Source organism: Paraburkholderia sp. BR10872 (genome assembly GCF_040965835.1).
Lineage (GTDB): Bacteria > Pseudomonadota > Gammaproteobacteria > Burkholderiales > Burkholderiaceae > Paraburkholderia > Paraburkholderia nodosa_A.
Window position 1 is genome coordinate 156,774 of record NZ_JBFRCN010000001.1, and the last position, 24,493, is coordinate 181,266.

Here is a 24,493-nt window from a genome sequence, read left to right on the forward strand (position 1 = left end):
TACATCATGGAAAGGTCCGTGCTCGACAGTCTGCTTGCCTACATCGCACAGCACCGCTTGAAAGACGGCGACGCGTTGCCTCCCGAACGCAAGCTCGCCGAGGACCTCGGCGTGAGCCGCCGCGAACTGCGCACGGCGCTCGCCTCGCTGGAGGCATCGGGCCGGATCTGGCGCGGCGTGGGCCGCGGCACGTATCTGGGCGCGCGGCCGCTGAAGTTCGCGCCCACGCTGCGCGGCCTGCGCTCGCGTACGAGCCCGGCCGACATCGCGGAAATGCGCCTCATGTTCGAGCCGGCATTAGCTGGGCTTGCCGCCGCCAAGGCCACGCCCGAGGATCTGGCTGAACTGGAGAAGTGCGCGAAACGGAACGCGACGGCAAAAAACGATGAGGAGTGGCAACTATGGGACCAGCGCTTTCATCTGCTGATCGCACAGGCCTCGCGCAATCCCGCGATCATTGCCCTGATGGAAGTGATCAACGGCATGCGGGTCAAGCCTACCCAACGTGAAAAGACCACGGATCAGGCCACGCGCCATCATTTCGCACAGCAGCACCAGGCCATCGTCGAGGCAATTCTCGCGCGCGACGGCGAAACCGCCGCGCGTTGCATGCGCGAGCATCTGCTGAAGGTCCAGGGGTACGGCTCGCCGCATTGACGGAAGAAGCTACGGCGTTCCGCGCGCTTACTTCACGGTGGAAGCCGCCGCCTTGCACGTGACGGCATCCTGTTCGCCCGTGCCGCCGCTGCAGCCGATCGCGCCGATCACCTTGCCGTCCTCGACGAGCGGAAAGCCGCCGGGCGAAGCCACGAGGTCCGGCACGAGCGTGGCAACGTAGGCATGACCGCTCTCGAACTGGTTATAGAAAACGCGGGTCTCGCGGCGAAAGCGTGCGGACGTGCGCGCCTTGTTCTGCGAAACCTCGACAGAGGCGTATTGCGCGCCATCCATACGCTCGAAGGCAACGAGATCGCCATGCGGATCGACCACGGCGATGTTCATTTTCCAGTCATGCCTGCGTGCCTCGGCTTCGGCAAGCCCAAGCAGATGCTTCGCTGCATCAAGCCCGATAGGCGAACCGTAAGGAATGTCGTAAGGCATGCGCTCGGGCACGGCAGCCGCTGGCGGTGCGGAAGCTGACGTTTGAGCCTGCACAGAGGTTACAAAGACGAGACAGGCCGCGCCTGCGATCTGAACAGAGTGATGCATTGCACACCCTCCTTCATCGGCGGGCCAAGGCGTTACGCGCGTGCAGCCCTTGCCAGTCAACATACTCGCGCGATACGCCTTGTGCAAGGCCGATGAATCAGCCCTCCTTACCATCGACACGCGGCGCCACCAGCCAGCCTGCGTAGCGATAACAATAGGCTGCGAACGCAACGACCCAGCACGCACCCGACGCTTCGATCCAGAACGCGAGCCACTGCGGCGCGAGCGAGGGTCCCGCCACGCGAATCAGCGCGGCAAGCACGAGCAACACATAACAGGCGATATCGAAGCCGCCCGCCATCAGTTTGCGACCCGTGTGTCCGCGCGCCGTGCGTGTGATCATCGCCATGATCGCGCAGCCGATAGCGCCCACCGTGAACGCGTGAATGGCGAGCGTATGCGCGACCGAACCCATTGCTGCGAGCGCGAGCAGCACAAAGCCGACGGGGATCCAGGCATAGGCGATGTGCAGGATAGTCAGGATCGGCCGGTTGCCGACGCGCCACGAACGCCAACCCCAGATTCGCGTACCTTGTGCGCACGCCGCCGCGAGCGCGGCGATCGCAACGAGCACGCCGGAGCCGAGCGCGGCGTCGAGCACGAACGCCAGCGCGCTGAGCGGCGTCACCGCGCGCTCGACCGCGTTCCAGCGTTGTGCCGCGTAACGGGGCACGGCATTGGCCGTGAACGACGGGATGATGCGCCCGCCGATGATCGTGATGAACAGCACCAGCATGCCCACGGCGAGATACGCGCTGTGCAGCGCCCAGTCCGCGCGGCCCGCCAGCATCGAAAGATGGAACACCACATTCAGCGCGGCGAGCATGCCGAGCGCGACCGGCAAGAAGATGTTGTGGCTGTTCCTGGCGCCGATGAGCACGCGCAGCAGCACGAGCGCGCATGCGGGGAGAAAGAGGCTGTCGACCACGGCGGCGACGCCGGACGGTGCGTAAGCGACGGTGATGCGCCCCGCGAGCCACAACAGCCACAGCGCCGCCAGCGACTTGCCCTGCGCCGGCGTGATCGACGTCCACGCGCGCACGGCGGTCAGCAGAAAACCCGCCACGATCGCCGCGCCGAAGCCGAAAATCATCTCGTGCGCGTGCCAGAACATGCCAGGCAGGTAGGAACTGAGACCCGGCAACGGATGGCCGGCATACGCGGCCATCCAGGCCAGCAGCGCCGCGCCGCCAAAGAGCGCGCCACCAAGGTAGAACGGCCGGAAGCCGAGCGCCCACAGCGCGAAACCGCCGCGGGCCGCGGGGGTGGGTTCTTCGATCCGAAAGGCGGTCATGATCGCTCTCGCAAATACATTCATATTCAATGCATCTTATATGGACTGGCTGAGAATTGCCGCTGGGAAATTGAATGGTGCGGCACAAAAGCGATTGAAAAGTCAGCGGAAAAACCCGAAACCCGGCGTCGGGCGTGGACAATCGACATGAAAATCTGAAAGAGCGGTGTAATGTCGCGCCCCCATTCCCTCCTCAAAGACAGCCTGGGTGGTCGTCTCCCATTTTTGTTACTCGCTGAACGCCTTCGCCCTAAAACGTCGACCGGGATCAGGTCATCCCACCCGATTCGGCGATTGCGCATCCCGGTTACAAGCTGAAGTGCTTTTTTTTTGCGCGATAAAGCTTGGCAGAGCTTGAAAGGGTTTTGCTCTCCCCCTCCTTCGAAGCTTCGCGCAAAAATAAATCGATCGCTGTAACCGGCCCACTGCATCGCGCGAATTAGCTGGTGTATCCGCGACGGATACCTCAAATCTCAATCACTGGAGAACGTCCATGTCCGCAAAGACCACTGTTAGTTCCGCCCTGCTTGCAGGCGCCGTTGCCAGCCTGCTGGCTTCAGTCGCACATGCCGCACCGCTCACGAAGGAAGAGATGAACGCCGCCGTCGCCGCGCACAAGGAGAAGTGCTTCGGCGTCGCGCTGAAGGGGCAAAACGACTGCGCCGCCGGTCCCGGCACGACCTGTCAGGGAACCTCGACGGTCGACTTCCAGGGCAACTCGTGGAAGTTCGTTCAGGGTGGCACCTGCGCGAGCATCGTCGTGCCAGGCGGTGGCCACGGCTCGCTCACGCCGATCAAGTCCTGATCGCTACGACCACGAAAGAGAGGGGACGGTCATGAGCACTCCCATGCAATCAGCGGCGCGGTCCGGCCGTCCCCTTCGCATGGCGCCCGGCGCGGCTGCGCTAGCAGGCACCAGCTACAAGCGTGAGCATCTCGCGGCGATTCTCGAAGACGGTCTGCAGGACGGCTTCTTCGAGGTGCACGCCGAGAACTATATGGGCGCAGGCGGTCCGCCGCACCGCGCATTGAGCGCGATCCGCGAGCGCTATCCGGTCTCGCTGCATGGCGTGTGCATGTCGATCGGCGGACCGGACCGGCTCGACGCCGGCCATCTCGCGCGCTTTGGCGAGCTGGTCGCGCGCTACGAACCCGCACTCGTTTCCGAACACCTCGCGTGGTCTTCGCACGGCGGCACGTTCTTCAACGATCTGCTGCCACTGCCTTACACGAAGGCGACACTCGATAAGGTCTGCGCTCACATCGATCAGATGCAGGCAGCCATTGGACGTCCGATGCTGCTCGAGAATCCGTCGACGTACGTGGCATTCGCCTCGTCGACGATGAGCGAAACGGAATTCATCCGTGCGGTCGCGCAGCGCACGGGCTGCGGGCTGCTGCTCGACGTCAACAACGTTTTCGTTTCAGCGACCAATCACGGTTATCCGGCACACGCGTACCTCGCGGACTTTCCTCTCGAATACGTCGGCGAGATTCACCTGGCCGGCTACAGCGAGCAGCACGACGACGATCATGCGCCACTGCTCATCGACAGCCACGACCGCGCCGTCGCCGATCCGGTCTGGGCGCTCTACCGCGACGTGATCGCACGCACCGGGCCCATACCGACACTGGTGGAATGGGACAGCCAGTTGCCTGCGTGGCCCGAACTGCGCGCACAAGCATTGGCGGTACGGCGCATCGCTTCCGAATTTTTTCGCAACAATACATCGGAGTCCGATACATACCTCATGGAGCGTGCCAGCCATGAAGCCTGAGCCATCCGCGAGCGACTACGCGACGGCCTTCGCGCCGGGACTGACGAACCCCGACCTCGCCGCACCGACTGGTGTCGTGGCGGCGCACGGCAAGGGCGTCGTGAAGCGCTACAACGTCTATCGCAACAACGTCACGGTCAGCCTCATCGATGCGCTGGCCGCGATCTATCCCGCCGTGCAGCGCATCACGGGCGTCGAGTTCTTCCGCGCGATGGCGCGCTGTCACGTGCGCGCTACGCCACCGGCTTCGCCGCTCCTGTTCGAGTACGGACGCGATTTTTCGTCGTTCATCGAAACCTGGGAGTACGCGCGTGACATGCCGTGGCTTGCGGATACGGCACGCATCGAGCGCGCGTGGCTCGACGCCTACCACGCCGGGGACGCCACACCGCTTGCGGCCGACGCATTCGCGGGCGTCGATGCGGATTCGCTAGCGCAACTGCGCTTTGTCCCGCATCCGGCTACTCGCATCGTGCGCTCGCGCTACCCGGCCGCCGCGATCTTCGCGATGAACCGGACGCCCGGCCCCGTCACCCCGCTGCATTCGAGCGATGCGGAAGACGCGCTCGTCACGCGGCCCGATTACGACGTGATTGTCTCGCGCCTGCCCGCGGGCGGCGCTGCGTTTCTGCTCGCACTCATCGAGGGCATGCCGCTCGGCGCCGCCGCGCAGGCAGCCTTCGAGGAGAGCGCCGCCTTTGACCTGCCGGCCAGCCTGGCCGCAATGATTTCGGCCGGCGTGTTCGCCGCCGTTCAACCAGGAGCGTAACCATCATGCAAACTCGACAGGACTCCAGACCGTCTTTCGCGGGCAACGTCGCGCACGCGATCGGGTGCGCCCGGCGCTTCATCGAACGGCTCGCACAACCGTCGTTCGTGCAGCTCGTGCTGCGCATTGCGCTTGCGGTGCCTTTCTGGAAATCGGGCATCCTCAAGTGGCACGGGTTCCTGCAGCTCAACGACACGGCCATCGATCTCTTCACCGACGAATTCAAGCTCCATCTGCCCGGCGGTCCGTATCCGTTTCCCGCGCCGGCCCTCTTCGCGTTCCTCTCCGCGTGCGGCGAGGTCGGTTTCCCGGTGCTGCTCGTGCTCGGGTTCGGCACGCGCTTCGCGGCCGCAGGATTGCTGCTGATGACCTGCATCATCGAGCTGACGGTGCCGGACGGCTGGCCGATCCACATCACGTGGGCCGCCATGGCGCTCGGCATCGCCGCCTGGGGCCCCGGCGTGATATCGATCGACTACCTGCTCGGAGACCGCGCGTACCGGTCATGAAAACGCGAGAGCTGGTCACCCGGCTCGCGAGCGACGTGTCGCCCATCGAGCGCAACGCCGGCCCAAGGCGGCTAACGCGCGCACTGCTGCACGGCCTCGCCGGTAGCGCGGCCCTGCTGGTTGCGCTGTACGGCGTGCGCAGCGACATGCCCGAGCTGATCCTCACGACGATGTTCTGGGTGCGCCTCGCGTTCCCGCTCGCGATCATCGCCGCGGCCGTGGCGCTCGCCGAGCGGCTGGGCCGCCCCGGCGCGCACCTCAGGCTCGCGGGGCTCGCGGCGGCACTGCCGGTGGCCTCCATGCTGCTCGCCGCCGGCAGCGTTCTGCTGGCGACGCCGCCGGGCTACCGGCTCGAGTTGATGCTCGGCACGACATGGCGCACGGCGACGGCGAACGTCGTGCTGCTCTCGCTGCCCTCGCTCGCTGCGATATTGCGCGCGATGAAGCAGCTCGCGCCGACGCGCCTCGCCCTGGCCGGCGCAGGCGCGGGTCTGCTGGCAGGCGCGCAGGGCTTGCTCGTCTACTCGCTGTATTGCTCGGAGATGGCGGTCCCGTTCTGGGGAGTCTGGTACGTGCTCGCCATCGTCATCACGACTGCAGTCGGCTCGGCCGTCGCGCCGCATTGTCTGCGCTGGTGAGATTCGCGTCGACGCCGCATGCGCCGTGATGGATCGTTCGAAAGGGTGCCGTATGTTCTGGAACGCCTTCAAACCGCTGATCCGCTTCGCGCCCAAACTACGTGCGCTTTGCATGCCGTGGCTGCTTCTTGCCACTCGCGTCTGGTTTGGGCAGGTCGTGCTCGTGCATCAGATCATGACCATGGCGCAAGGCAATCACAGCGGCTCAACCGCTGCGGGATTGCATGCGCCGTCCAGCGTGGAGGCAGCGCTGCACGGTATCGTGCCGCTCCTGCTCACTGCTGGCCTGCTGACCCGGCCCATCGCGCTTGCGTTGCTCGTTGGCGGCTACGGATCGATCGCCCTCGGCCCGGACGGCACAACGCTTGTTTTGCTCGCCTGGCTGGTCGTGCTGGGTCCGGGAACATTCTCCCTCGACGCGATGTTGGCGCGAGGCCTGGCGTGGGCGCCACTTGGGCCGGCCCGACAGGTCAGCAAATGCTATGAGCTGATCGAGCGATATGTGTCACCTGTGCTCCTGCTCGTCTCGCGCGCAGGCATCGCGGCGTCGCTCAGTCTCGCTTCCGCATTGACGCCTACCCTATTCGGGCGGGCTGCCCATCAAGGTCTTGCGGCACTGTTCGCCTACCCCTCATGGGTCGCTGCGCTGCTCGCATTCTGCATCGCCTTCGGCTGCATGACGCGGCCGGCGATGTTCATCTATGCCGCCATGGTTCCACTCGCTGGCATCGCCATGTCCATGGACGACCGGCTGGCCATGCTTCTCCTGCTGCTTATGTTTGTCGCCACGGGGCCCGGCGCCATCTCGGTGGATCATTGGCTCGCCCGCTGGGTGCTCGACCGCCCGGACAAAGAAGAAGGCACGCTGGACGAGTGTCCGCATGTCGTGGTGGTCGGCGGCGGCTTCGGCGGGATCGAGACCGTTCGCGGCCTGCGCAATTCGCGCTGCCGGATCACCCTCATCGACCAGCGGAATCATCATCTGTTTCAACCGCTGCTCTATCAGATCGCGACAGCAGCGTTGTCGCCCGGCGAAATCGCGACGCCGATCCGGAGCCTCTTTCGTGGCCAGCGAAATGTCCAGGTCCGTCTGGGAAGCGTCACAGGCATCGACACCGCCGCCCGCGAAGTGCTGATCGGCGCAGCCAGCCTCAAATTCGACTATCTCGTACTCGCGACCGGCGCGCGTCACAGTTACTTCGGCAACGATCACTGGGCGCCTTACGCGCCCGGGCTCAAGAGCATCGAGGACGCGACCTCGATCAGGAGCCGTCTGCTGCGGGCATTTGAAGAAGCGGAAACGGCCGCCGACGAAGCAGCCCGTGCCGCGTGGCTGACGTTCATCATCGTCGGCGGAGGACCGACGGGCATCGAACTGGCCGGCGCCATCGCGGAACTGGCGCACCACGGGATGGATCAGGAATATCGCACGATCGATCCGTCGACCGCGCGCGTCATTCTTGTTCATGCCGGCCCTCGCGTTCTGCCGACGTTCCCGCCTTCCCTGTCTGCCGCCGCGGAACGTTCCCTTCGCAAGCTGGGGGTCACGATCTACCTCGATACCAGGGTGCTGGGCGTCGATCAGGAGGGCGCCGACCTCGGCAAGGATCGCATTGCATCCCGAACCATCTTGTGGGCTGCCGGAGTGGCAGCGTCTCCGGTCGCCAGATGGCTAAACCAGCCAGAGGACGCGTCCGGACGAATCAAGGTGAACGACGATCTCTCCGTTCCGGCCGCAGAAGGCATCTATGCGATTGGCGACGCCGCTGCGAGTCTGGGCTGGAACGGAGCAGCGGTGCCGGGGTTGGCGCCTGCCGCCAAACAGCAGGGAAGATATGCAGCGCGCGTGATCGACGCACAGCTTGCGGGTCGCCGTCCGCCTCCGCCGTTTCGATACAAGCATTTCGGCAGCCTGGCAACGATCGGGCGTCAGGCCGCGGTGGCAGAAATCGGCCCCATCCGCATGTGGGGTGCGCCAGCGTGGTGGTTCTGGGGCGCCGCACATATCGCGTTTCTCACCGGAGGGCCGAACAGGGTGAAGGTCATGCTGGATTGGCTCTGGGCCTATGTCACCTACCGACGCAGCACGCGACTCATTACCGATCCGGCTTCCGACAGACCGTCGAGTTGATATCCGCTGTGCGCCCACCTCAGGCAACTGGCAATCAAAGCGTCACTGGGTCGAGTGACGGTTGAGGGTGGCTTGCGGGCAGCATATGGGTTAGGCCGTAGGCGGCCAGAAGGAGCCATTCGCCGGAGCGTCCTTGCGACGATTGAATCGTCTGTTCCTATAGAGGTAACGGACTGCCATGACGAATCCAACCTCGCTTCTCAACCGCGCAAGTCGTAGCCAGCGGCCAAATAACGCAATGTGATGGAGCGTTGCGATTTGCACACCTTGCGAACGGTGTCGCGCTCGGATATGGGGCCTCCTTGATGCGCGTTCCAGGATCGCGAGTTTCGACTGCTGCGCCAGCCTGAATGGATTGCGCGGGAGGCCGTCCTCCAGGTGCAGCGAATCCCTGACCTCACGCTTCGAACCGCTCGGCCATGCGTAGCAACATCGCGACAACCATGACCATGCCGGGAACGAGATAAGCGGCATGTTGATGGACTCGGGTGAGGAAGGAAGCCGTGAAAATGACGGCTAGTACCCATACGCCCGCGAGATGCAGCTTCTTCCAGTTGGCCGGACCGATCAGACGCGCCGGCATTGCGAACGATGTGACCGTCAGCAACAGAATCATCAAATAGCCGATGGAGCCCGGTATGTTTGTCGCGGGCGTACGCCCCACCCAGAATGCCTCGGGCGCTGTCCTGATGTAGATAATGAGCGCCGTTGCGTGAAAAAATTGCGAGGCGGCGAACGACAATCCGATAAACCGCCGCTCCCTGACCAGCGCGCGGGTTAGCGCCGACGGGACGAGTCGCGCAAACGATGTGGCCAGGAAGACCGCCAGAAACAGGATAAAGGACGTGCGAGCCGTTGCTCGTATCGCGTATTGCAGCGATGCCACGCGGTCCGGCGCTATTGCAGAGGACACCGTGGCGAACAGCGCAACGACGATAGTTAGCATACCGAATAGCTTCCAGCGTGTCATTGAGATCGTTCCAGGATGATTGTCAGCTTGACGACATGATGTGAGAGTCGCCATCTCCACCGATTGGCCGGCCCGTACAGGCGTGAGAACTGAAGTGGCTCAGAGACTACGCGGACCAAACCCCGAATACGAGCGCAATCGGCTGATCTGTGGCGGCGCAAGATAGCCGGTCTTGACCAAAGGAAGTTCGCCGAGGAGTTGTCTCAGGCCGTCTTCGTCATCTGCTTCCGAAATCATGCAGGCTCCCCCTTCTGCCCTCAGCCATACCTGCCGAACTATTCCGGAGGCGTAAAGACGGCGGACAAACTCGGCCTCCGCCTCGACCTCTTCATTATGAGGGGACATGGAAGATGCGTTTTCGGAACGGGAAATCATCACGAGGTATTGCATGTTGCTCTCCAGGGTATGGCACTGCGATCAGGTGGGCTTCGTACGAACGATACGAACAACTTCCGGGCTTGCTGCCTCAGAATTGTACATATGATTTTCATAGTAGCAATATTTTATCTCGAGTGTAAACCGGTCATATTCAACAAAAACGCTGCGCAATCCCGTACACATGAAATGGGATTTATGCCTAACTTGACGCTATGTTTTTCATATATACAATGCCGAAACAGAGAGTCCTCATCTCCGGCCGTACCGGCGTCGCAAGTCGCACGCGCGTCCGGATGAGAGGGCGAGCTGTTTCAAGTCAGCGTTCTGGTATGAACCCCTTCCGGAGAAATGCAATGAGCCGCGTCGCCTACGAGGCCAGATCAACCGCACTGCTGTTCGTCGACCCCTTTAACGACTTCCTCTCCGAAGGAGGCAAAGTCTGGCCCTTCGTCAAGGATGTCGCTGAAGAAGTCGAACTGCTGGAGAATCTGCGACGTATCAACGGAGCCGTCCGCGATGCCGGCGTCCAGGTAGTCTATGTACCGCACCGGCGGTGGCAGCCTGGCGACTATCAGTGCTGGTGTCATCCGAGCCCGAGCCAGCGCAAGATCATGGACGGTCATCACTTCGCGAAGGGCGAGTGGGGCGGCGAATGGCACCCTGACTTCACGCCGCAACGAGGTGACGTCGTGGCGCTCGAACACTGGGGCTCCAGTGGTTTTGCCAATACGGATCTCGACTTCCAGCTCACGCAGCGTCGCATCACGCACGTGGTGATCGTCGGCCTGCTGGCCAACACCTGCATAGAGGCTACGGCGCGATATGCAACGGAGCTTGGTTACCACGTGACGCTCGTGAAGGACGCAACGGCCGCTCTCAAGTGGGAAGCGATGCACGCGGCGCATGAGCTGAACGGGCCGACCTACGCACACAGTATCGTGAGCACCTGCGAGTTCCTCGACGCATTGCCCAAAGCCTGATCACGCCTTGCTCTGTAATTCGTCCGACTCCGTCGATACCGCGAATTCCGCGCAATTCCGCCCCTACCTTAGCGAAGGCACCCATGATCTCCCCGCGCCAGGTCTTTCTGATGGCACTTTGCTGCGCGCTCGCGGTCTCGCCGATCTACTACCATCAGCCGCTGCTGCCGCAGATCGCATCGACCTTCGCTGTGTCGTCGGCGCGTGGGAGCCTCATCGCCACCCTTACCCAGCTCGGCTATGCGATGGGACTACTGCTCTTCGTCCCGCTCGCCGACGGTGTCCAACCGCGCAAACTCGCTACGCGAGCGATTATCGCGAACGCAGTGGCACTGCTCGCCTGCGTGGCGGCACCGTCCTTCTCCGCGCTGGCACTATGCAGCTTCCTCGTTGGAATGACATCAATCTCCGCGCAAATCATCATCCCGGCAGTCGCGGGCATGGCGACGCCCGAGACGCGAGGACGCGTGGTCGGTTCCCTGCTGGGTGGGCTCTCCTCTGGCGTCCTGCTGGCGCGCACGCTGAGTGGCGTCGTCGGCGCGCTGTGGGGCTGGCGATCGATATTCGTGATCGCTTCCGTCATCGACATTGGCCTTCTGATTGTCATCAGGGAACTGCCCGTGTCGAATGCGCTCGCGGCGATCCGCTATCGCGAGTTGATGCACTCGCTCGCTCGCCTCGTTCGCAAGGAACAGCTACTACGCCTCTCGGCAACGATGGGGTTTCTTGTGTTCGCCGCATTCAGCGCGCTCTGGGCAACGCTCGCGGTACTACTCGCACGAGCGCCCTACCATTACGGCCCGGCCGCGATCGGAGCATTTGGGCTGATCGGCCTTGTCGGTCTTTCGGTATCGCCACGACTGGGCGCGATCGTCGATCGCGTCGGCGCGCGCCATGTTGCAACCGCAGGCGCACTCACGGTCGCCATCGCGTTTGCATTTGTCGCAGCGGGCGCACGCAGCCTGGTGTGGTTGATCGTCGGGATGGTGTTGCTGGATCTGGGCAATCGCGCGAGCTTCATTGCCAACCAGGCGCGGATCTATGCACTGCGGCCCGAAGCCCGCGGCCGCCTGAACACCGTTTTCATGGTTTCGTACTTTCTCGGTGGCGCAGTCGGTGCGGCACTCGGAGGCGCAGGTGCCCTGCACGCTGCCTGGATCGGCCTCGCCGCGATCGGCGCCTTGCTCTCGCTCGCCGCCGTAGTGGTCAATACGCTCGCATACGCACGATCCAGTTCAGCCGTTGCTGACGGGCACGCATGACCCGGCCACCTGAAAACATCACTCTCCGTTTGACAACGGCTCAATAGCTCGAGCCATCGGGAATCAATTTGCTCAGGAGAATCGAATGACCTTCAAAGCACTACTCGCGACGAAACCGCGTGACGTGATCTCGACGCGCATCGTCAATATGCGCGAGCAAGACCTCATGCCCGGAGACGTTACCGTTGCGGTCGAATATTCGACAGTGAACTTCAAGGACGCACTCGCCATCTCTGGGCGCGCGGAGATCATCCGCGAGTTTCCGTTGGTCGCGGGCATCGACCTGGCTGGCACCGTCGAGGCATCCACGTATCCCGGCATCTCCGTCGGCGACCGTGTCGTCCTCAACGGCTGGGAGCTCAGCCAGGATCATCACGGCGGATTCGCGCAAAAGGCGCGCGTGAAGGGCGAGTGGCTCGTTAAGCTTCCAGAGGTGTTCTCCACGCGCGACGCGATGGCTATCGGCACGGCCGGATACACGGCCATGCTTGCCGTGTTGGCACTCGAACATGGCGGCCTCTCGCCACAACGCGGCGACGTCCTCGTCACAGGTGCCAATGGAGGCGTCGGCTCGATCGCCATTGCCATCCTGTCGGGCCTCGGGTATCGCGTCGTCGCATCAACCGGCCGCCCCGCGGAGGCCGACTATCTACGCAGCCTCGGCGCCGCGGAAGTTATCGACCGACGAACGCTCTCGGAGCCAGGTACGCCGGTCGCCAGCGAACGTTGGGCGGGTGCCGTGGATTCCGTTGGACATCACACGCTGGCAAACGTCCTGGCCCAGACTCAGTACCGGGGCGTCGTCGCCGCCTGCGGCCTGGCGCAGGGCTCGGGTCTCCCCGGTTCGGTCCTGCCCTTCATCCGACGCAACGTGACCCTCGCGGGCATCGATTCTGTCAATGCTCCTCAGTCCGTACGCATCGATGCCTGGGCGCGGCTTGCGCGCGACCTCGATTTGAGCAAACTCGGCCGCGCGACGAATGTGATCGGGCTCGCCGACGTTCCTGCAGTCGCGGGCCAGATACTGGAAGGCAAGATTCAGGGTCGCACAGTCGTAGACGTCAATGCGTAGACGCTTCCCCCCGCAACACCCGTGATACCGGAGTTCGCAATGTCTGCAGTTCCTTCCACGTCCCACGTGAGCGATGCATCATCGCTCGATGCCCGCGCGCTCTTCGCAGCCTTCGCCGGGCTTTGCGGCAGTCTGGTCGCCATCGGTCTCGCGCGCTTCGCCTACACGCCGCTCATTCCCTCAATGATCCAGGCGCACTGGTTCGGTTCCTCGCAGACCGTCACGCTCGGCGCGGCAAATTTCGCCGGCTATCTGATGGGTGCGATGGCAGGACGGCCGCTCGTTGCAAAGCTGTCGAACCGGGCCGCCTTGCGACTCCTGATGGCCGCAGTGACGATCGCGTTCTTCGCGTGCGCCTGGCCCGTCTCTGTCGCGTGGTTCTTCTTCTGGCGTCTGCTGTCGGGCTTTTCCGGTGGCGCGATCATGGTACTCGTCGCGACATCGATCCTCCCGCATATTCCTGCGCCCCGCCGCGGCTTCGCGAGCGGGATGATCTTTCTCGGGCTGGGCCTCGGCGTCGCGGCATCGGGCACATTGATCCCGCAACTCCTGTCGACCGGGCTGCGCAACACGTGGCTCGGCCTCGGCATGCTCTCGTTTTCGCTCACAGCCTTGAGTTGGTTCGGCTGGCCGGCGACGAATGCGCCCGCTGCGCAGGCCGGGTCAGCGCACAAGGGCGAGTCCAGCGGCCTCGCGCTGCGCGTGCTCTACGCACAATACGCCGCGAACGCGCTCGGCCTCGTGCCTGTGATTGTGCTGCTCGTGGACTACGTGGCGCGCGGCCTCGGCCGCGGCGCAGCAGTGGGCGCCGACTACTGGGTGCTATATGGTCTCGCCGCCATCGCGGGGCCCATGATCTGCAGCAATCTGGGCAGCCGCATCGGCTTTCGGGCAGCCTGGCGCGCCGGCCTCGTACTACAGGCGACCGCGATCGTGGTACTGGCGAAGACAGGGAATCCCAATGTTCTCGCAGGCGCCACAGTCATCCTCGGCGTGTTCACGCCCGGCATCGTGCCGCTCGTGCTCGGACGCATCAACGAGTTGCTACCGAACAATTTTCTGGAACAGCGCGCAGCGTGGGGCCGTGCAACCACGGCTTTTGCCCTCTTCCAGGCACTCGGCGGCTATGGAGACTCGTATCTGTTTTCTCGCCTTCACAACGACTACGCGCTCGTATTCCTGTGCGGCGCGGGCGCTCTCGCGCTAGCCTTCGTCGCGGACTTCCTGGTGAACGCGCGGCGCACGGAACAGACCGGACGATAGCCCGCTGCGCGCTGACCGAACTATTCGGATCTGGCCTTCGCGGCCCGATATATCTCGCGCCTCTTCTCGCGCTCTTTCGCAAACGAAGCACTCAAGGTTGCATCGAGGTCGCGACGCTCCACGTACTCTCCGCACGACGGGCAGATATAGTCGAGGCCAACCTCGTGCCCGCACACACGATGCGTAAAATGCACCGCGACTTCCTCGCCTTTGCTCTTGCACCAGGTCTCGCCCCAGGTGCGTAGCGCCTGGATCACCGGATAGTACGCCCGGCCTTTCTCCGTGAGACGGTACTCGTAGCGCAACGGCCTTTCCTGATACGGATGGCGTTCGACCATCCCGTCCGCCTCGAGTGACTTCAGCCGCGTCGCCAGCATCTGGGGCGTCGCCTCCGTCTGAATCTGGATTTCCTCGAATCGGGTCGCGCCCATGTACAACTCGCGCAGCACAAGCGTCGTCCACTTGTCACCGACAACTTCGGTCGATCGCGCAACCGGGCACACCGTGGCTACCCCCTTCTCTCTGCGCTTCATTTTGCCTCCATCGTAACTTCTGTTTTCATAGTATCACGGATTGCGTCATGGCGATGACATCCGCATCCGTGACGAACCCTGCACTTTATACCCACGCACTGGGTATGGTGTTTACGTTCCAGTTGCAACTATGAAATTCATATATATACTGAGTTCGTGAGGCAACGAAGTGCGCGACGTCGCGCAGAAGTTTCGCGCAACGGGTGTCGGCTGTGTCGTGTCCCATCCCGCATCGCTTTTCCGGAGAACATCATGTCGGACCCCGTCTATCACGTCGAACACACTGGCCTTTTGCTGGTCGACCCGTACAACGACTTCCTGTCACATGGCGGCAAGATCTTTCCGATGATCGAGGCAGTCGCCAACGACGTTCGGCTCCTCGACAATTTGCGCGCAACGGTGGGCGCCGCACGCAAGGCTGGCATTCAGGTGTTCTATGTGCCGCATCGCCGCTGGCAGCCTGGCGATTACGAAGACTGGGACCATCCGAACCCGACGCAACGGCTCGTGCAAAAGCGTCAGACCTTCGCAAAGGGCACTTGGGGCGGCGAATGGCACCCCGATTTCGTTCCCCAGGAAAACGACATCGTCATCCACGAGCATTGGGCGCAAAGCGGCTTCGCCAACACGGACCTCGACTTCCAGCTCAAGCAGCACAAAATCTCGCACGTGATTACCGTCGGCCTGCTCGCGAACACCTGTATCGAATCCACTGCGCGATTCGCGATGGAACTCGGCTATCACGTGACGCTCGTACGCGACGCGACCGCCGCCTTCACGCCGGAACTGATGCGGGCGGCCCACGAACTGAACGGACCCACGTTTGCCCATTCGATTGTCACGACGGCCGAATTGCTGACAGCATTGCCAGCGTAAGCGCTATGCCGACGACGGAGTGAAGCGGTCAATCCACTAATAACAAAACACTAGAAGGACTCACGCATGATTACCATCTGGGGACGTGCCAATTCGGTCAACGTCCAGAAGGTCTTGTGGCTTTGCGAAGAGATCTCCCTACGCTATAACCGGATAGACGCCGGTCTGCAGTTCGGACACAACACCGAACCTGACTACCTCGCGATGAATCCGATGGGCAAAGTCCCCACCCTCGTCGACGGCGATTTCGTGCTTTGGGAGTCGAACTCGATCCTGCGCTATATCGTGATGCAGTACGGTGGACCGGGCACACTTTATCCCGCCGATCCAAAGGCGCGGGCCAGCATCGACCGCTGGCTCGACTGGTCGCTCTCGACTTTGCAACCGGCCGAGCGTCCGGTGTTCTGGGGAATCGTCCGCACACCCGAGGCCAAGCGGGACATCGAGAAAATTGCCGCCGATGTCGTAAAGGTCGCGGAAGTCTGGAAAGTGCTCGAAGCGCGGTTGGGGGGTCGCGACTACGTCGAAGGCGAGTCGTTCACGATTGCGGATATCGTTCTCGGTGCGTTCGCGAAGCGGTGGTTTGGCATGCCGGGCATAGAACGTGCTCGAATGCCCGACCTCGAGCGCTGGTACGCGTCGCTCGCCACGCGTCCGGGTTTCAGCACACATGTCGATGTCGAATTAAGCTGAATCCATGAAGACCGAACCGATCACGCTCTATGCATGGAACACGCCTAATGGCCGCAAGGCCAGCGTCGCGCTCGAGGAAATGGCGTTGCCGTACGTCGTTCAGCCTGTGAATATCGGCAACCGCGAGCAGTTCGAGCCGTCATTCCTATCCATCAGCCCGAACAACAAGATTCCGGCGATCGTCGATCCAGACGGCCCCGATGGTCGGCCCATCAGCGTGTTCGAGTCGGGTGCGATTCTTCTCTATCTTGGAGAAAAGACCGGCCGATTTCTCCCACGTGGTCTACGCGAACGGGTGCCCGTGATCGAATGGCTCATGTGGCAGATGGGTGGTTTCGGACCGATGCCCGGACAGGTGCACACTTCGCCGCCCTCGCTTCCGAGGGCGACAGACGCTACGGTCTCAAGCGCTTCTCAGACGAAACACGACGGCTTTATTCGGTGCTGAACGAAAGGCTCGCCGGCCGTGAGCACGTGGCCGGCGAGCTTTCGATTGCCGACTTTGCCATCATTGGCTGGGCGTGGCGACACGAGCGGCACAAGGTCGATCTTGCAGACTACCCAAACGTCAAGCGATGGTACGACGCCATGTTCGATCGCCCCGCGGTGCGTCGCGGCTTCGCGGTCAAGCTCGACTAAAATAATTACATAGCGGTCCTGATTGACTCTCTATGGATCGTCACCTCCAGGTTCAAGCTGGGTCTGATAAGGTGCGGCCGGTGAACAGCGCGAGGGACTCCTTCACGAACGCGCGAACGGCGGGGGAAAGCTCTCGCCGCCTGCTGGCCAATGCGAGATGACACGGATACTCGAAATCCTCGATCGGCCGATAGCAAATGCCTGGCTGTGTGAAGTTGCGCATCGATTCCGGGACGACGACCACGCCGTATCCGGCCGATGCGAGACTGATCGCGGCGATGAAGTCATGAACGCGATGTTCGAGAAAGGGAACAAAGCCTCCCGCCACGCCCAGCGCAGTAAGCACCTCGCTGAATCCCGTGTCGTCGTCGAAGTGGGGGGCGATAAAACGCTGATCTTTCAGGTCTCTGACCGACACGTGCCCGCTTTCTGCCAATGCATGGTCCTCGGCCATCGCGACCAACAGGCATTCGGTCTGCACGATTGTCGCCACGATACCTGCTGGATGCTGGCGCCACGGTCTCACGATACCTACATCTATCTCGCCGCTGACGAGTGCCTCGAACTGGCGCGGGGTCTCCATGGCCACGACCTCGATTCGCACGTCGCCATGCGAGATCCGAAACTGACGCAGCATCCTCGAGAGCACACCGCTGCTTACGCCGGATGCCACCGATCCGATCCGCACCACACCAGCGAGGCCTCTGGCCGCCAGCCGGCCAACCTGATCCGCACGCTCGATATGACGTAGCGCTGCAACCGCTTCGGCATGAAACAAACGCCCCGCATCGGTCAGCGTAACGGGCTGTCGCTTGTTGCGGTTCAGGAGACGAACGAACGCCGATCTCCTGCTCGAGGCGTTGAATTTGGGCGCTGAGCGCCGATTGCGCGACATCCAGTCGATCCGCTGCCTTGGCAAAGTGAAGATCCTCCACCACCGCAACGAAGTATCGCAGTTGACGGGCGTCGATCATTTAATCTCCAGAAGCGAATAAACATTCGCACATTGCTTCTGGATGATATCAAAGAAGAGGCATCAAATAGAGCCTGAAACAACTGGAGGACAACATGGACGCACTGATCACCCACCCTGGTTCCATCACGCACCGGCAACCGCTTTTCCGCTTGTCGGCGCATCCCACCCATCACCGCATCATGAACGTGACGGTCGACCCCAACGCGCTGACCGGATTCCTGGCGGACGTGCGCGATGTCGACGTCCAGAATCTCGAGTATGTCCCGTTCATGCGCCATCACCTTGCCGATCTGCTGGTCGAGCGTCTGGGCGACGACTTTGCCGACATGCTCGTCGAGCTGGTCAAGGACCGTCGGCACGGCGGTTTCACTATCGGCCTCCAAGACCTTTCGCAAGACCCTTCTGACTTCGTGAAGTTCGGTACGGCCATCGGTCATATCCTCGGCCCGAGCAATCACGATGCGATGTCGGGAACGTACTACGCCCGCTTCGTGGTTAAGCACACCGATAACAGCGACTCGTATCTTCGTCAGGCATACCGGCTGTTCACGATGCACACCGACGGCACGTACGTGAGCGACGCAACGGACTGGCTGCTGATGATGAAATTCGCGGAACGAAACGCGGTCGGCGGCGAATCGCGGTTTCTGCACATCGACGACTGGGAAGAGCGCGATCGCTTCGTCAATCACAAGCTCGGGACCAAGCCGTTCTTCTACAAGGGATCCGGTTCCAAGAACGTCAGCGAGCAGATCGAGCGGCCGCTGTTCTTTCAAAGCGAATTCGGTCTGTCGATCTCGTTCATCGACCAGTTCGTTCAGCCGTCCAACCGTGAAGAAGCGGCATTTCTCCGCTCACTGTCCCAGTCGATGGAAACGGCGGCCGGCACGAAGGAAGTGTCTCTGCCGGTCGGCGGTCTGGTGGTGCTGAACAACTATTTTTACCTTCACGGCCGGGCGCCATTCCAGCCGAACGAATCGCTGTTCCGCGAGTTGATGCGCCAGCGCGGTTCGTTTGCGTCTTGATGTCGCCGGCGCTCTGGCGTTGTCGGGCACACCGACCGCCGAGGGCCGACGCGGCGATTTCGATGTAACACAGTGGGATGGTGAAATGAACGACTATGCAGAGCAGATGACTGTGCAGGAGACGACGCCCGTCGGGCGAATTGAACAACCAGCTTACGGGGTCAAGGAACATCTCCCCCCGCGGCTGCGCCAGATCCTCTCGCTCGCGGACTTCGAGGCGGCGGCACGGAGTGTTCTGCCGCGTCCGCTCTTCGGCTATATTTCAGGCGCAGCGGAGGACGGGATGTCGATCGCGGCGAATCGGGCCGCGTTCGAACGCTTGAAGTTCCGCACGAAAGTGCTTGTCGACGTGTCTCATCGGTCACAGCAGACAACGATCTTCAACCACACCTATTCGTCTCCGTTCGGAATCGCACCGGTCGGAATCAGTGCCATTTCGGCATATCGCGGCGACATCGCATTGGCCACGGCCGCTCAGGATGAAAACATCCCTGCGATCATGAGCGGCTCCTCGCTCATTCCGATGGAGACGGTCCATGCCGAAGCACCTGGCACCTGGTTCCAGGCCTATCTCCCCGGCGATGCCGCTCGCCGCGACGCCCTGATCGAGCGCGTCAAGGCCGCCGGCTTCGCGACGCTCGTCCTCACCGTTGACATTCCCGTTTGGGCAAACCGCGAAAACAACGTGCGCACGGGCTTCTCGCTGCCGCTGCGCCCGTCGCTTCGTCTCGCGATGGACGGTATTTCCCATCCGCGCTGGCTGCTCGGCACCTTCGCCCGGACGCTGATCAATCACGGGATGCCCCACTTCGAGAACTCATTCGCGACACGAGGGGCGCCGATGCTGTCCGCTTCGGCGGTACGCGACACCACCGGACGCGACCATCTGTCATGGTCGGACATCGCAAGCATTCGTCAACGTTGGAGCGGGAATCTGGTCATCAAAGGCATTCTTCACGTGGACGATGCACGGCGCGCACTCGCGATTGGCGCGGACGGGATCATCGTGTCGAACCACGGTGGGCGCCAACTGGACGGGGCGGTCGAGCCGCTAGCTGTATTGCCGCAGATTTGTGATGCCGTTGGTGACAAAACCGTCGTAATGATGGACAGCGGAATCCGGCGCGGGGGAGATGTCCTGAAGGCGCTCGCGCTCGGTGCGCAGTTCGTATTCGCGGGGCGCCCGTTCATGTATGCCGCCGCGGTGGGCAGCGAGCCGGGTGTTCGACATGCAATCGGCCTTCTCAGGGACGAAGTCGATCGAAACATGGCGATGCTCGGCACGGTAGCGATTCGCGAGATCGATCGCGCAATACTGGCCTGAACGGGGCGTTCCGACCGGAAAACGCGTGGCCCCGCTGGTGTATGAAGACTGGCCATCAATAAATTAGGACTCCATTTTTGATGGACTTCAAGAAACTACCCCGACTACCCATCCCGTGCGTTACATGGGAGGGGCTGGCGTACGCCGTCCGGACCGCAGGCGCATCGCTGATCGCGCTGTACGTCGCGTTTTGCATGAACCTCGACGATCCGAAATGGGCCGCAATCACCGTGTGGGTCGTCGCCCAGAATAGTCGGGGCATGAGCGTCTCGAAGAGCCAGTACCGGATCCTCGGTACTGCGCTGGGCGCAGTCGCAGCACTCGTGCTCGTCGCCCTGTTTGCGCAGACGCCAGAATTGTTCCTGGTGGGGCTCGCCGGCTGGATTGGACTTTGCACCGGGTTTGCGACGGCACTGCGGAATTTTCGCGCATATGCAGCGGTACTGGCAGGCTATACGGCAGCGATCATCGGGCTGGATGCCGCTTCCGCGCCCCTTCATGCATTCGATATCGCGCTCGCGCGCTTTGTCTATGTTGTCGTCGGCATTCTGGTCGAAGCAACCCTCACTGCGATCCTCGCCCCTGGGGCGCCGTTACGAGAGGTACGCGAACAATTTCGTGGCTACGTAAGCAAGGCTTCACAGTTCGGCGCACGCGCGCTTCGCCGCGAGACGGATGACGTCGCCATACACAAGCTGTTTGCGGCGGCTCTCGAACTGGACACTGCGGCCGAATATGCTGCCGCTGCATCCGCGGAAGTTCGTCTCTCCATTGGACATCTACGCGCCGCAATCATCGCGGTACTCACGCAGCTCAGCGCCATCCACGCGTTGCGAGCGCAACTGGCTCGCAACCCCGATCTTCAGATTGACGTGGTCAATGAAACGGCAACGCTGCTGGCAGGCGATGACACCGATTCCGCCAGTGCCAAGTCCAGAATCGCCTCTCTGAAGTCAAGGATCAGGCTCGCTCTTTCTTCGGAAGCATACGGCCAGCGCGGTTCGCAGAGTGGCATGCTGTTCATTCTTGATCGGTTAACCCTGCTTCTCACAGCGTGGGAGCAGGTTATCGCACGAAAGTCTTGTCTGGATCAGGTCAATCCTCCGCGATCGCTCGTGAAATTTGCCTTCCACCATGACCACGTGCTTGCCTGGCACAACGGCATGCGGGCTTTTTTCGCTGTGGTAGCCGCGTCGATGTTTTGGCTATTTAGCGCGTGGCCGTCGGGCGCGGGTTTCGTCGCCACAGTGGGGGTGGTGAGCGCACTCTTCGCCACGCGCCCCAATTCCATAGCCGCCGCGATGGGATGGCTCAAGGGCGCATTCATTGCGGCACTGGCAGGCATCCTTTGTAATTTTGTTTTGCTACCGGCAGTGACGGACTTCGTTCCGCTGGCGTGTATTGCTGGCGTCTTCACGATCTCTGCGGGTCTTGCGATGCGCAATCCTCGAACGGCATCGATTGGCAGCGGATTTGCCCTGTTCTTCTGGAACTTCACTTCACCCAGCAACGTGGCACGTATTAACGATGCGGCGTTCTTGAACGACGCCCTGTCCACCCTGCTGGCAATCGCCTGGGCCACGCTCGCGTTTTCGGTTTTGTTTCCGGCGGACCGTGCGTCGAGCATCGCGCGCCTGCAACGCGCGGTCCGGCGGGATCTTTCCAGCCTGGCCAGCAACCCACAACGATGGCGGCGAGATGCCTGGCTTAGCTGTACTGCCGATCGCCTCGGCCGCCGTTTCGCCACGGAAACCTCCGTCGTCAAGCGGGCATCAGGTGAGCAAACCGGCCTGCGCGAACTACTCGCGGCGTGGGCGATAGGCGACAGCCTGCTCGCGCTACAAAACGGTACTTCGTCGCATCCAGGCTTACGGCGCGCGATGACAGTCATTCGGGGAAGGCTGCGCAAGCTCGATTTCGCGCGCCTCGCAACGGCTTGCGACACACTCGCAGTCCGATTGCTGCGGCAGGCCTCAGTCGCTGCTGATCGGGCCACACATGAGCTTCTGGATGGCGCCGCACTTATGCAAACGATCGCCGTTTCGGCGAAAGAGTATATGGACGCATCGCGCGAGCACGCCAATCCGGCATGAGTGGCGTTGCCGCCACCCATCCCGCGCAGCGCCATGCGGCGCAATAAAGGAAATACGATGGACACGCTAAGCAACATGAGGATGTTTGTGCGCGTAGTTGAGGCTGGCAGCTTCACCGCTGCTGCCAACTCCGTGGATAAATCTACCGGTCAGGTGTCGCGCGCCGTCACTGAACTGGAGGCACATCTGCAGACGCGTCTGCTAAACCGTTCGACTCGACACGTTGGAGTGACGGAAGCAGGTCAGCGTTACTTGCAGCATTGCTACCGGATTCTGGCTTTCGTGGATCAGGCGGAGGCCGAGGCGTCGAATGCGCACTTGCAGCCGTCGGGACGCCTGCGCGTGCATGCCACCGCGAGTTTCGGTCAGCATTATGTGATGCCCGCAGTCCTGCGGTACCAGGCGCTGTTTCCGCAGGTCTCCGTCGAATTGACGCTTTCGCAGCACGTTCCCGACCTGATCGAAGAAGGCTACGACGTGTCGGTTCAACTAGGCGCGATTGAGTTGCCGGACTCCGGTCTCGTGTCGGTCCCGGTCGCAAAGACCTGCAACATCTTGTGCGCGTCGCCTTCGTATCTCACCCGGCATGGCACCCCTGCCACGGTGGCCGACCTCGCCGCTCACACCTGCATGCGCACCAGTAGTCCGGTATTCCCGCAAAGCCGATGGAATCTGGATGGTCCCTATGGCACGGAAACCTTTGAGCTTCCTCCTTCGCCCTTTCAGGTCAACGTAGCGGAAGCCATGGCGCTCGCATTGCGCGACGGCCGGGGCATCGGCGCGCTCCCGCTATGGACTGCGATGCCGTGGCTGCGCAACGGCACGCTGCTACGTGTACTGCCTACACATCGGATGAATGAGACACACATCCGCGTTCTTTATGTGTCTCGCGAGTATCTGGATGCCAAGATCAGAAGCTGGGTGGATTTTCTGAGAGACTTCATTCCACAAACGCTCGATGACGGCGATAACGTGCCACCCGCGGCCGTGCTTACTGACGCTGATCTGACGATGTAACGCAGATTACGCCAGCATTGACGCACACGATGCCGCGAGCGAACAACGAGCGGACCGTCCGGAACCACTTGCAAGGAGAAGTCACATGAGAGCACAGCCGATTTATCTGGAAGACCTGACGCCGGGCGCGACATACACGAGTTCGGAGCACAGGCTCGACGCCGAGCAGATACTCGCTTTCGCAGAGCAGTTCGATCCCCAGCCCTTCCATCTGGATGAGGAATCCGCGCGCGAGACCTTCTTTGCAGGCCTTGCGGCTAGCGGCTGGCATACAGCGGCCATCACGATGAAGCTTCTGGTCGAGAGCCTGCCGTTGGCGGGTGGAGTGATCGGTGCGGGAAGCGAGATCAGTTGGCCACGCCCAACCCGGCCAGGCGACATCCTGCACGTCGTGAGCACGATCGTGGAGATTGCGCCATCCAGATCGAAGCATGACCGAGGAATTGTGACGGTGCAGAGCGACACGTTGAACCAGCATGGCGAAGTGTGCCAGCGATCTGTTGCCCGCCTCCTCGCTTTCAGACGCAGTTGACTACGCGCTCCCGGACCAGACTTCGGCTGTCCTTGTCGCCGGGCCGATGACCGTTTAATCACTGGAACCGGCCGTCCGCTTGACCAGCTACCATGAGACCGCTTCGGGTCGGCTACGGAAGTTCTAGACCGAAGCGTCGGAGGGACCGGACATCCGACTTCGAATTTCCAGATCCGGCCAACTCCGGCCAGTCGACAACGGGGCGAAGTTCGTCGACAATGCCTCGGCGCGAATAAACGGGTAGGAGATGGGAAATGACGATCTTTTGGACGTTGAAAAGCATCCCTGAGCTGGCAAATCTAAGCGCGAGAGAGAGACGCGCGTATTGGCGACGTGCCTTTCGTCGAACATGGCGGCATTGGGAGACATGGGCCGGCCTGCTCGGGTGCGCCATATGCGCCGGAGTAGGCTCTGGACTGGGTGCGCTTGCTAATCACACTGTCGTCGGAGCGATGATCGGCGGCGGTGTTGGCGGATTCGTGTTCGGACAAGCGACGGTGCATGTCGCCCGTTTACATTACAAAAACGTACT

24 protein-coding genes and 2 pseudogenes are annotated in these 24,493 nt (G+C 62.1%); 19 read left to right on the plus strand and 7 right to left on the minus strand.

From position 1 onward, the window contains the following. Positions 1-6 precede the first annotated feature (6 nt). Positions 7-657, plus strand: coding sequence for a FadR/GntR family transcriptional regulator (locus AB4Y43_RS00755; protein WP_368602226.1), 651 nt, complete (start codon positions 7-9; stop codon positions 655-657). A gap of 27 nt (positions 658-684) precedes the next feature. Here the strand turns inward: AB4Y43_RS00755 and AB4Y43_RS00760 are convergent, their stop codons facing one another. Both AB4Y43_RS00760 and AB4Y43_RS00765 read right to left on the minus strand, forming a co-directional pair. Beyond that, positions 685-1,209: a heme-binding protein gene (locus AB4Y43_RS00760; RefSeq protein WP_368726728.1), complete on the minus strand. Its 525-nt coding sequence runs from the start codon at positions 1,207-1,209 to the stop codon at positions 685-687. 97 nt (positions 1,210-1,306) lie between these two features. Next, positions 1,307-2,503 (minus strand): NnrS family protein, encoded by a 1,197-nt coding sequence (locus tag AB4Y43_RS00765; RefSeq protein WP_368726729.1) that lies wholly within the window; start codon positions 2,501-2,503, stop codon positions 1,307-1,309. A gap of 493 nt (positions 2,504-2,996) precedes the next feature. On the opposite strand from AB4Y43_RS00765, the gene AB4Y43_RS00770 reads away from it, so the two are divergent. From AB4Y43_RS00770 to AB4Y43_RS00795, 6 genes are all read left to right on the plus strand, one after another. After that, positions 2,997-3,308: a DUF2282 domain-containing protein gene (locus tag AB4Y43_RS00770; RefSeq protein ID WP_069266451.1), complete on the plus strand. Its 312-nt coding sequence runs from the start codon at positions 2,997-2,999 to the stop codon at positions 3,306-3,308. A gap of 79 nt (positions 3,309-3,387) precedes the next feature. Next, positions 3,388-4,281, plus strand: coding sequence for a DUF692 domain-containing protein (locus AB4Y43_RS00775; RefSeq protein WP_368726914.1), 894 nt, complete (start codon positions 3,388-3,390; stop codon positions 4,279-4,281). Then, positions 4,271-5,050, plus strand: a complete 780-nt coding sequence (locus AB4Y43_RS00780) for a putative DNA-binding domain-containing protein (protein WP_368726730.1) — start codon at positions 4,271-4,273, stop codon at positions 5,048-5,050. The genes AB4Y43_RS00775 and AB4Y43_RS00780 overlap by 11 nt, the downstream gene beginning before the upstream one ends. 5 nt (positions 5,051-5,055) lie before the next feature. Continuing rightward, the gene (locus AB4Y43_RS00785) at positions 5,056-5,559 is read left to right on the plus strand and encodes a DoxX family protein (RefSeq protein WP_083245397.1); all 504 of its coding nucleotides are present in this window, start codon (positions 5,056-5,058) and stop codon (positions 5,557-5,559) included. After that, the gene (locus AB4Y43_RS00790) at positions 5,556-6,197 is read left to right on the plus strand and encodes a DUF1109 domain-containing protein (RefSeq protein ID WP_368602221.1); all 642 of its coding nucleotides are present in this window, start codon (positions 5,556-5,558) and stop codon (positions 6,195-6,197) included. The genes AB4Y43_RS00785 and AB4Y43_RS00790 overlap by 4 nt, the downstream gene beginning before the upstream one ends. A 52-nt stretch (positions 6,198-6,249) precedes the next feature. Continuing rightward, positions 6,250-8,328 (plus strand): NAD(P)/FAD-dependent oxidoreductase, encoded by a 2,079-nt coding sequence (locus AB4Y43_RS00795; protein WP_368726731.1) that lies wholly within the window; start codon positions 6,250-6,252, stop codon positions 8,326-8,328. Positions 8,329-8,725: 397 nt separating this feature from the next. Here AB4Y43_RS00795 and AB4Y43_RS00800 read toward each other — a convergent pair whose 3' ends face one another. Further along, complete coding sequence (locus AB4Y43_RS00800; protein ID WP_342947300.1) at positions 8,726-9,298, minus strand: hypothetical protein; 573 nt, start codon at positions 9,296-9,298, stop codon at positions 8,726-8,728. 99 nt (positions 9,299-9,397) lie between these two features. Continuing rightward, positions 9,398-9,688 carry a hypothetical protein gene (locus AB4Y43_RS00805; protein WP_342947299.1) on the minus strand — a complete coding sequence of 97 codons (291 nt, stop codon included), beginning with the start codon at positions 9,686-9,688 and terminating at the stop codon, positions 9,398-9,400. Positions 9,689-10,029: 341 nt separating this feature from the next. On the opposite strand from AB4Y43_RS00805, the gene AB4Y43_RS00810 reads away from it, so the two are divergent. The 4 genes from AB4Y43_RS00810 (at position 10,030) to AB4Y43_RS00825 (ending at position 14,253) form a co-directional block, all read left to right on the plus strand. Further along, the gene (locus AB4Y43_RS00810; protein ID WP_368726732.1) at positions 10,030-10,656 is read left to right on the plus strand and encodes an isochorismatase family cysteine hydrolase; all 627 of its coding nucleotides are present in this window, start codon (positions 10,030-10,032) and stop codon (positions 10,654-10,656) included. Between the two features lie 83 nt (positions 10,657-10,739). Beyond that, entirely contained in the window at positions 10,740-11,918 is a 1,179-nt protein-coding gene (locus tag AB4Y43_RS00815) for an MFS transporter (RefSeq protein ID WP_368726733.1), read from the plus strand. A gap of 85 nt (positions 11,919-12,003) precedes the next feature. Then, positions 12,004-12,990, plus strand: coding sequence for an MDR family oxidoreductase (locus tag AB4Y43_RS00820; protein ID WP_368726734.1), 987 nt, complete (start codon positions 12,004-12,006; stop codon positions 12,988-12,990). Between the two features lie 39 nt (positions 12,991-13,029). Beyond that, positions 13,030-14,253, plus strand: coding sequence for a YbfB/YjiJ family MFS transporter (locus tag AB4Y43_RS00825; RefSeq protein ID WP_368726735.1), 1,224 nt, complete (start codon positions 13,030-13,032; stop codon positions 14,251-14,253). Between the two features lie 20 nt (positions 14,254-14,273). Here AB4Y43_RS00825 and AB4Y43_RS00830 read toward each other — a convergent pair whose 3' ends face one another. Further along, on the minus strand, positions 14,274-14,786 hold the full coding sequence (locus tag AB4Y43_RS00830) for a winged helix-turn-helix transcriptional regulator (RefSeq protein ID WP_368726736.1): 513 nt from the start codon (positions 14,784-14,786) through the stop codon (positions 14,274-14,276). Positions 14,787-15,038: 252 nt separating this feature from the next. Between AB4Y43_RS00830 and AB4Y43_RS00835 the strand changes: the two genes are divergently transcribed. The 3 genes and pseudogenes from AB4Y43_RS00835 (at position 15,039) to AB4Y43_RS00845 (ending at position 16,994) form a co-directional block, all read left to right on the plus strand. After that, positions 15,039-15,662 (plus strand): isochorismatase family cysteine hydrolase, encoded by a 624-nt coding sequence (locus tag AB4Y43_RS00835; protein WP_368726737.1) that lies wholly within the window; start codon positions 15,039-15,041, stop codon positions 15,660-15,662. A 66-nt stretch (positions 15,663-15,728) separates the two neighbouring features. Then, a complete protein-coding gene (locus AB4Y43_RS00840) occupies positions 15,729-16,355 on the plus strand; it encodes a glutathione S-transferase family protein (RefSeq protein WP_368726738.1) in 627 nt (208 codons plus the stop codon). A gap of 4 nt (positions 16,356-16,359) precedes the next feature. Further along, positions 16,360-16,994: pseudogene (locus AB4Y43_RS00845) on the plus strand (glutathione S-transferase family protein). A gap of 52 nt (positions 16,995-17,046) precedes the next feature. Here the strand turns inward: AB4Y43_RS00845 and AB4Y43_RS00850 are convergent. Together AB4Y43_RS00850 and AB4Y43_RS00855 are read right to left on the minus strand one after the other, a co-directional pair. Then, the gene (locus AB4Y43_RS00850) at positions 17,047-17,889 is read right to left on the minus strand and encodes a LysR substrate-binding domain-containing protein (RefSeq protein ID WP_368726739.1); all 843 of its coding nucleotides are present in this window, start codon (positions 17,887-17,889) and stop codon (positions 17,047-17,049) included. Next, positions 17,888-17,968: pseudogene (locus AB4Y43_RS00855) on the minus strand (LysR family transcriptional regulator); the annotation flags it as partial. The gene AB4Y43_RS00850 and the pseudogene AB4Y43_RS00855, both read right to left, overlap by 2 nt. 94 nt (positions 17,969-18,062) lie before the next feature. Between AB4Y43_RS00855 and glaH the strand changes: the two are divergent. The 5 genes from glaH (at position 18,063) to AB4Y43_RS00880 (ending at position 23,961) form a co-directional block, all read left to right on the plus strand. Continuing rightward, complete coding sequence (glaH, locus tag AB4Y43_RS00860) at positions 18,063-18,995, plus strand: glutarate dioxygenase GlaH (protein WP_342947289.1); 933 nt, start codon at positions 18,063-18,065, stop codon at positions 18,993-18,995. 85 nt (positions 18,996-19,080) lie between these two features. Next, entirely contained in the window at positions 19,081-20,319 is a 1,239-nt protein-coding gene (locus AB4Y43_RS00865; protein ID WP_368726740.1) for an alpha-hydroxy-acid oxidizing protein, read from the plus strand. A gap of 80 nt (positions 20,320-20,399) precedes the next feature. Continuing rightward, positions 20,400-22,412: an FUSC family protein gene (locus tag AB4Y43_RS00870; RefSeq protein ID WP_368726741.1), complete on the plus strand. Its 2,013-nt coding sequence runs from the start codon at positions 20,400-20,402 to the stop codon at positions 22,410-22,412. A gap of 57 nt (positions 22,413-22,469) precedes the next feature. After that, complete coding sequence (locus AB4Y43_RS00875) at positions 22,470-23,429, plus strand: LysR family transcriptional regulator (protein ID WP_342947286.1); 960 nt, start codon at positions 22,470-22,472, stop codon at positions 23,427-23,429. An 85-nt stretch (positions 23,430-23,514) separates the two neighbouring features. After that, positions 23,515-23,961, plus strand: a complete 447-nt coding sequence (locus AB4Y43_RS00880; RefSeq protein WP_342947285.1) for a MaoC family dehydratase — start codon at positions 23,515-23,517, stop codon at positions 23,959-23,961. Positions 23,962-24,493 lie beyond the last annotated feature (532 nt).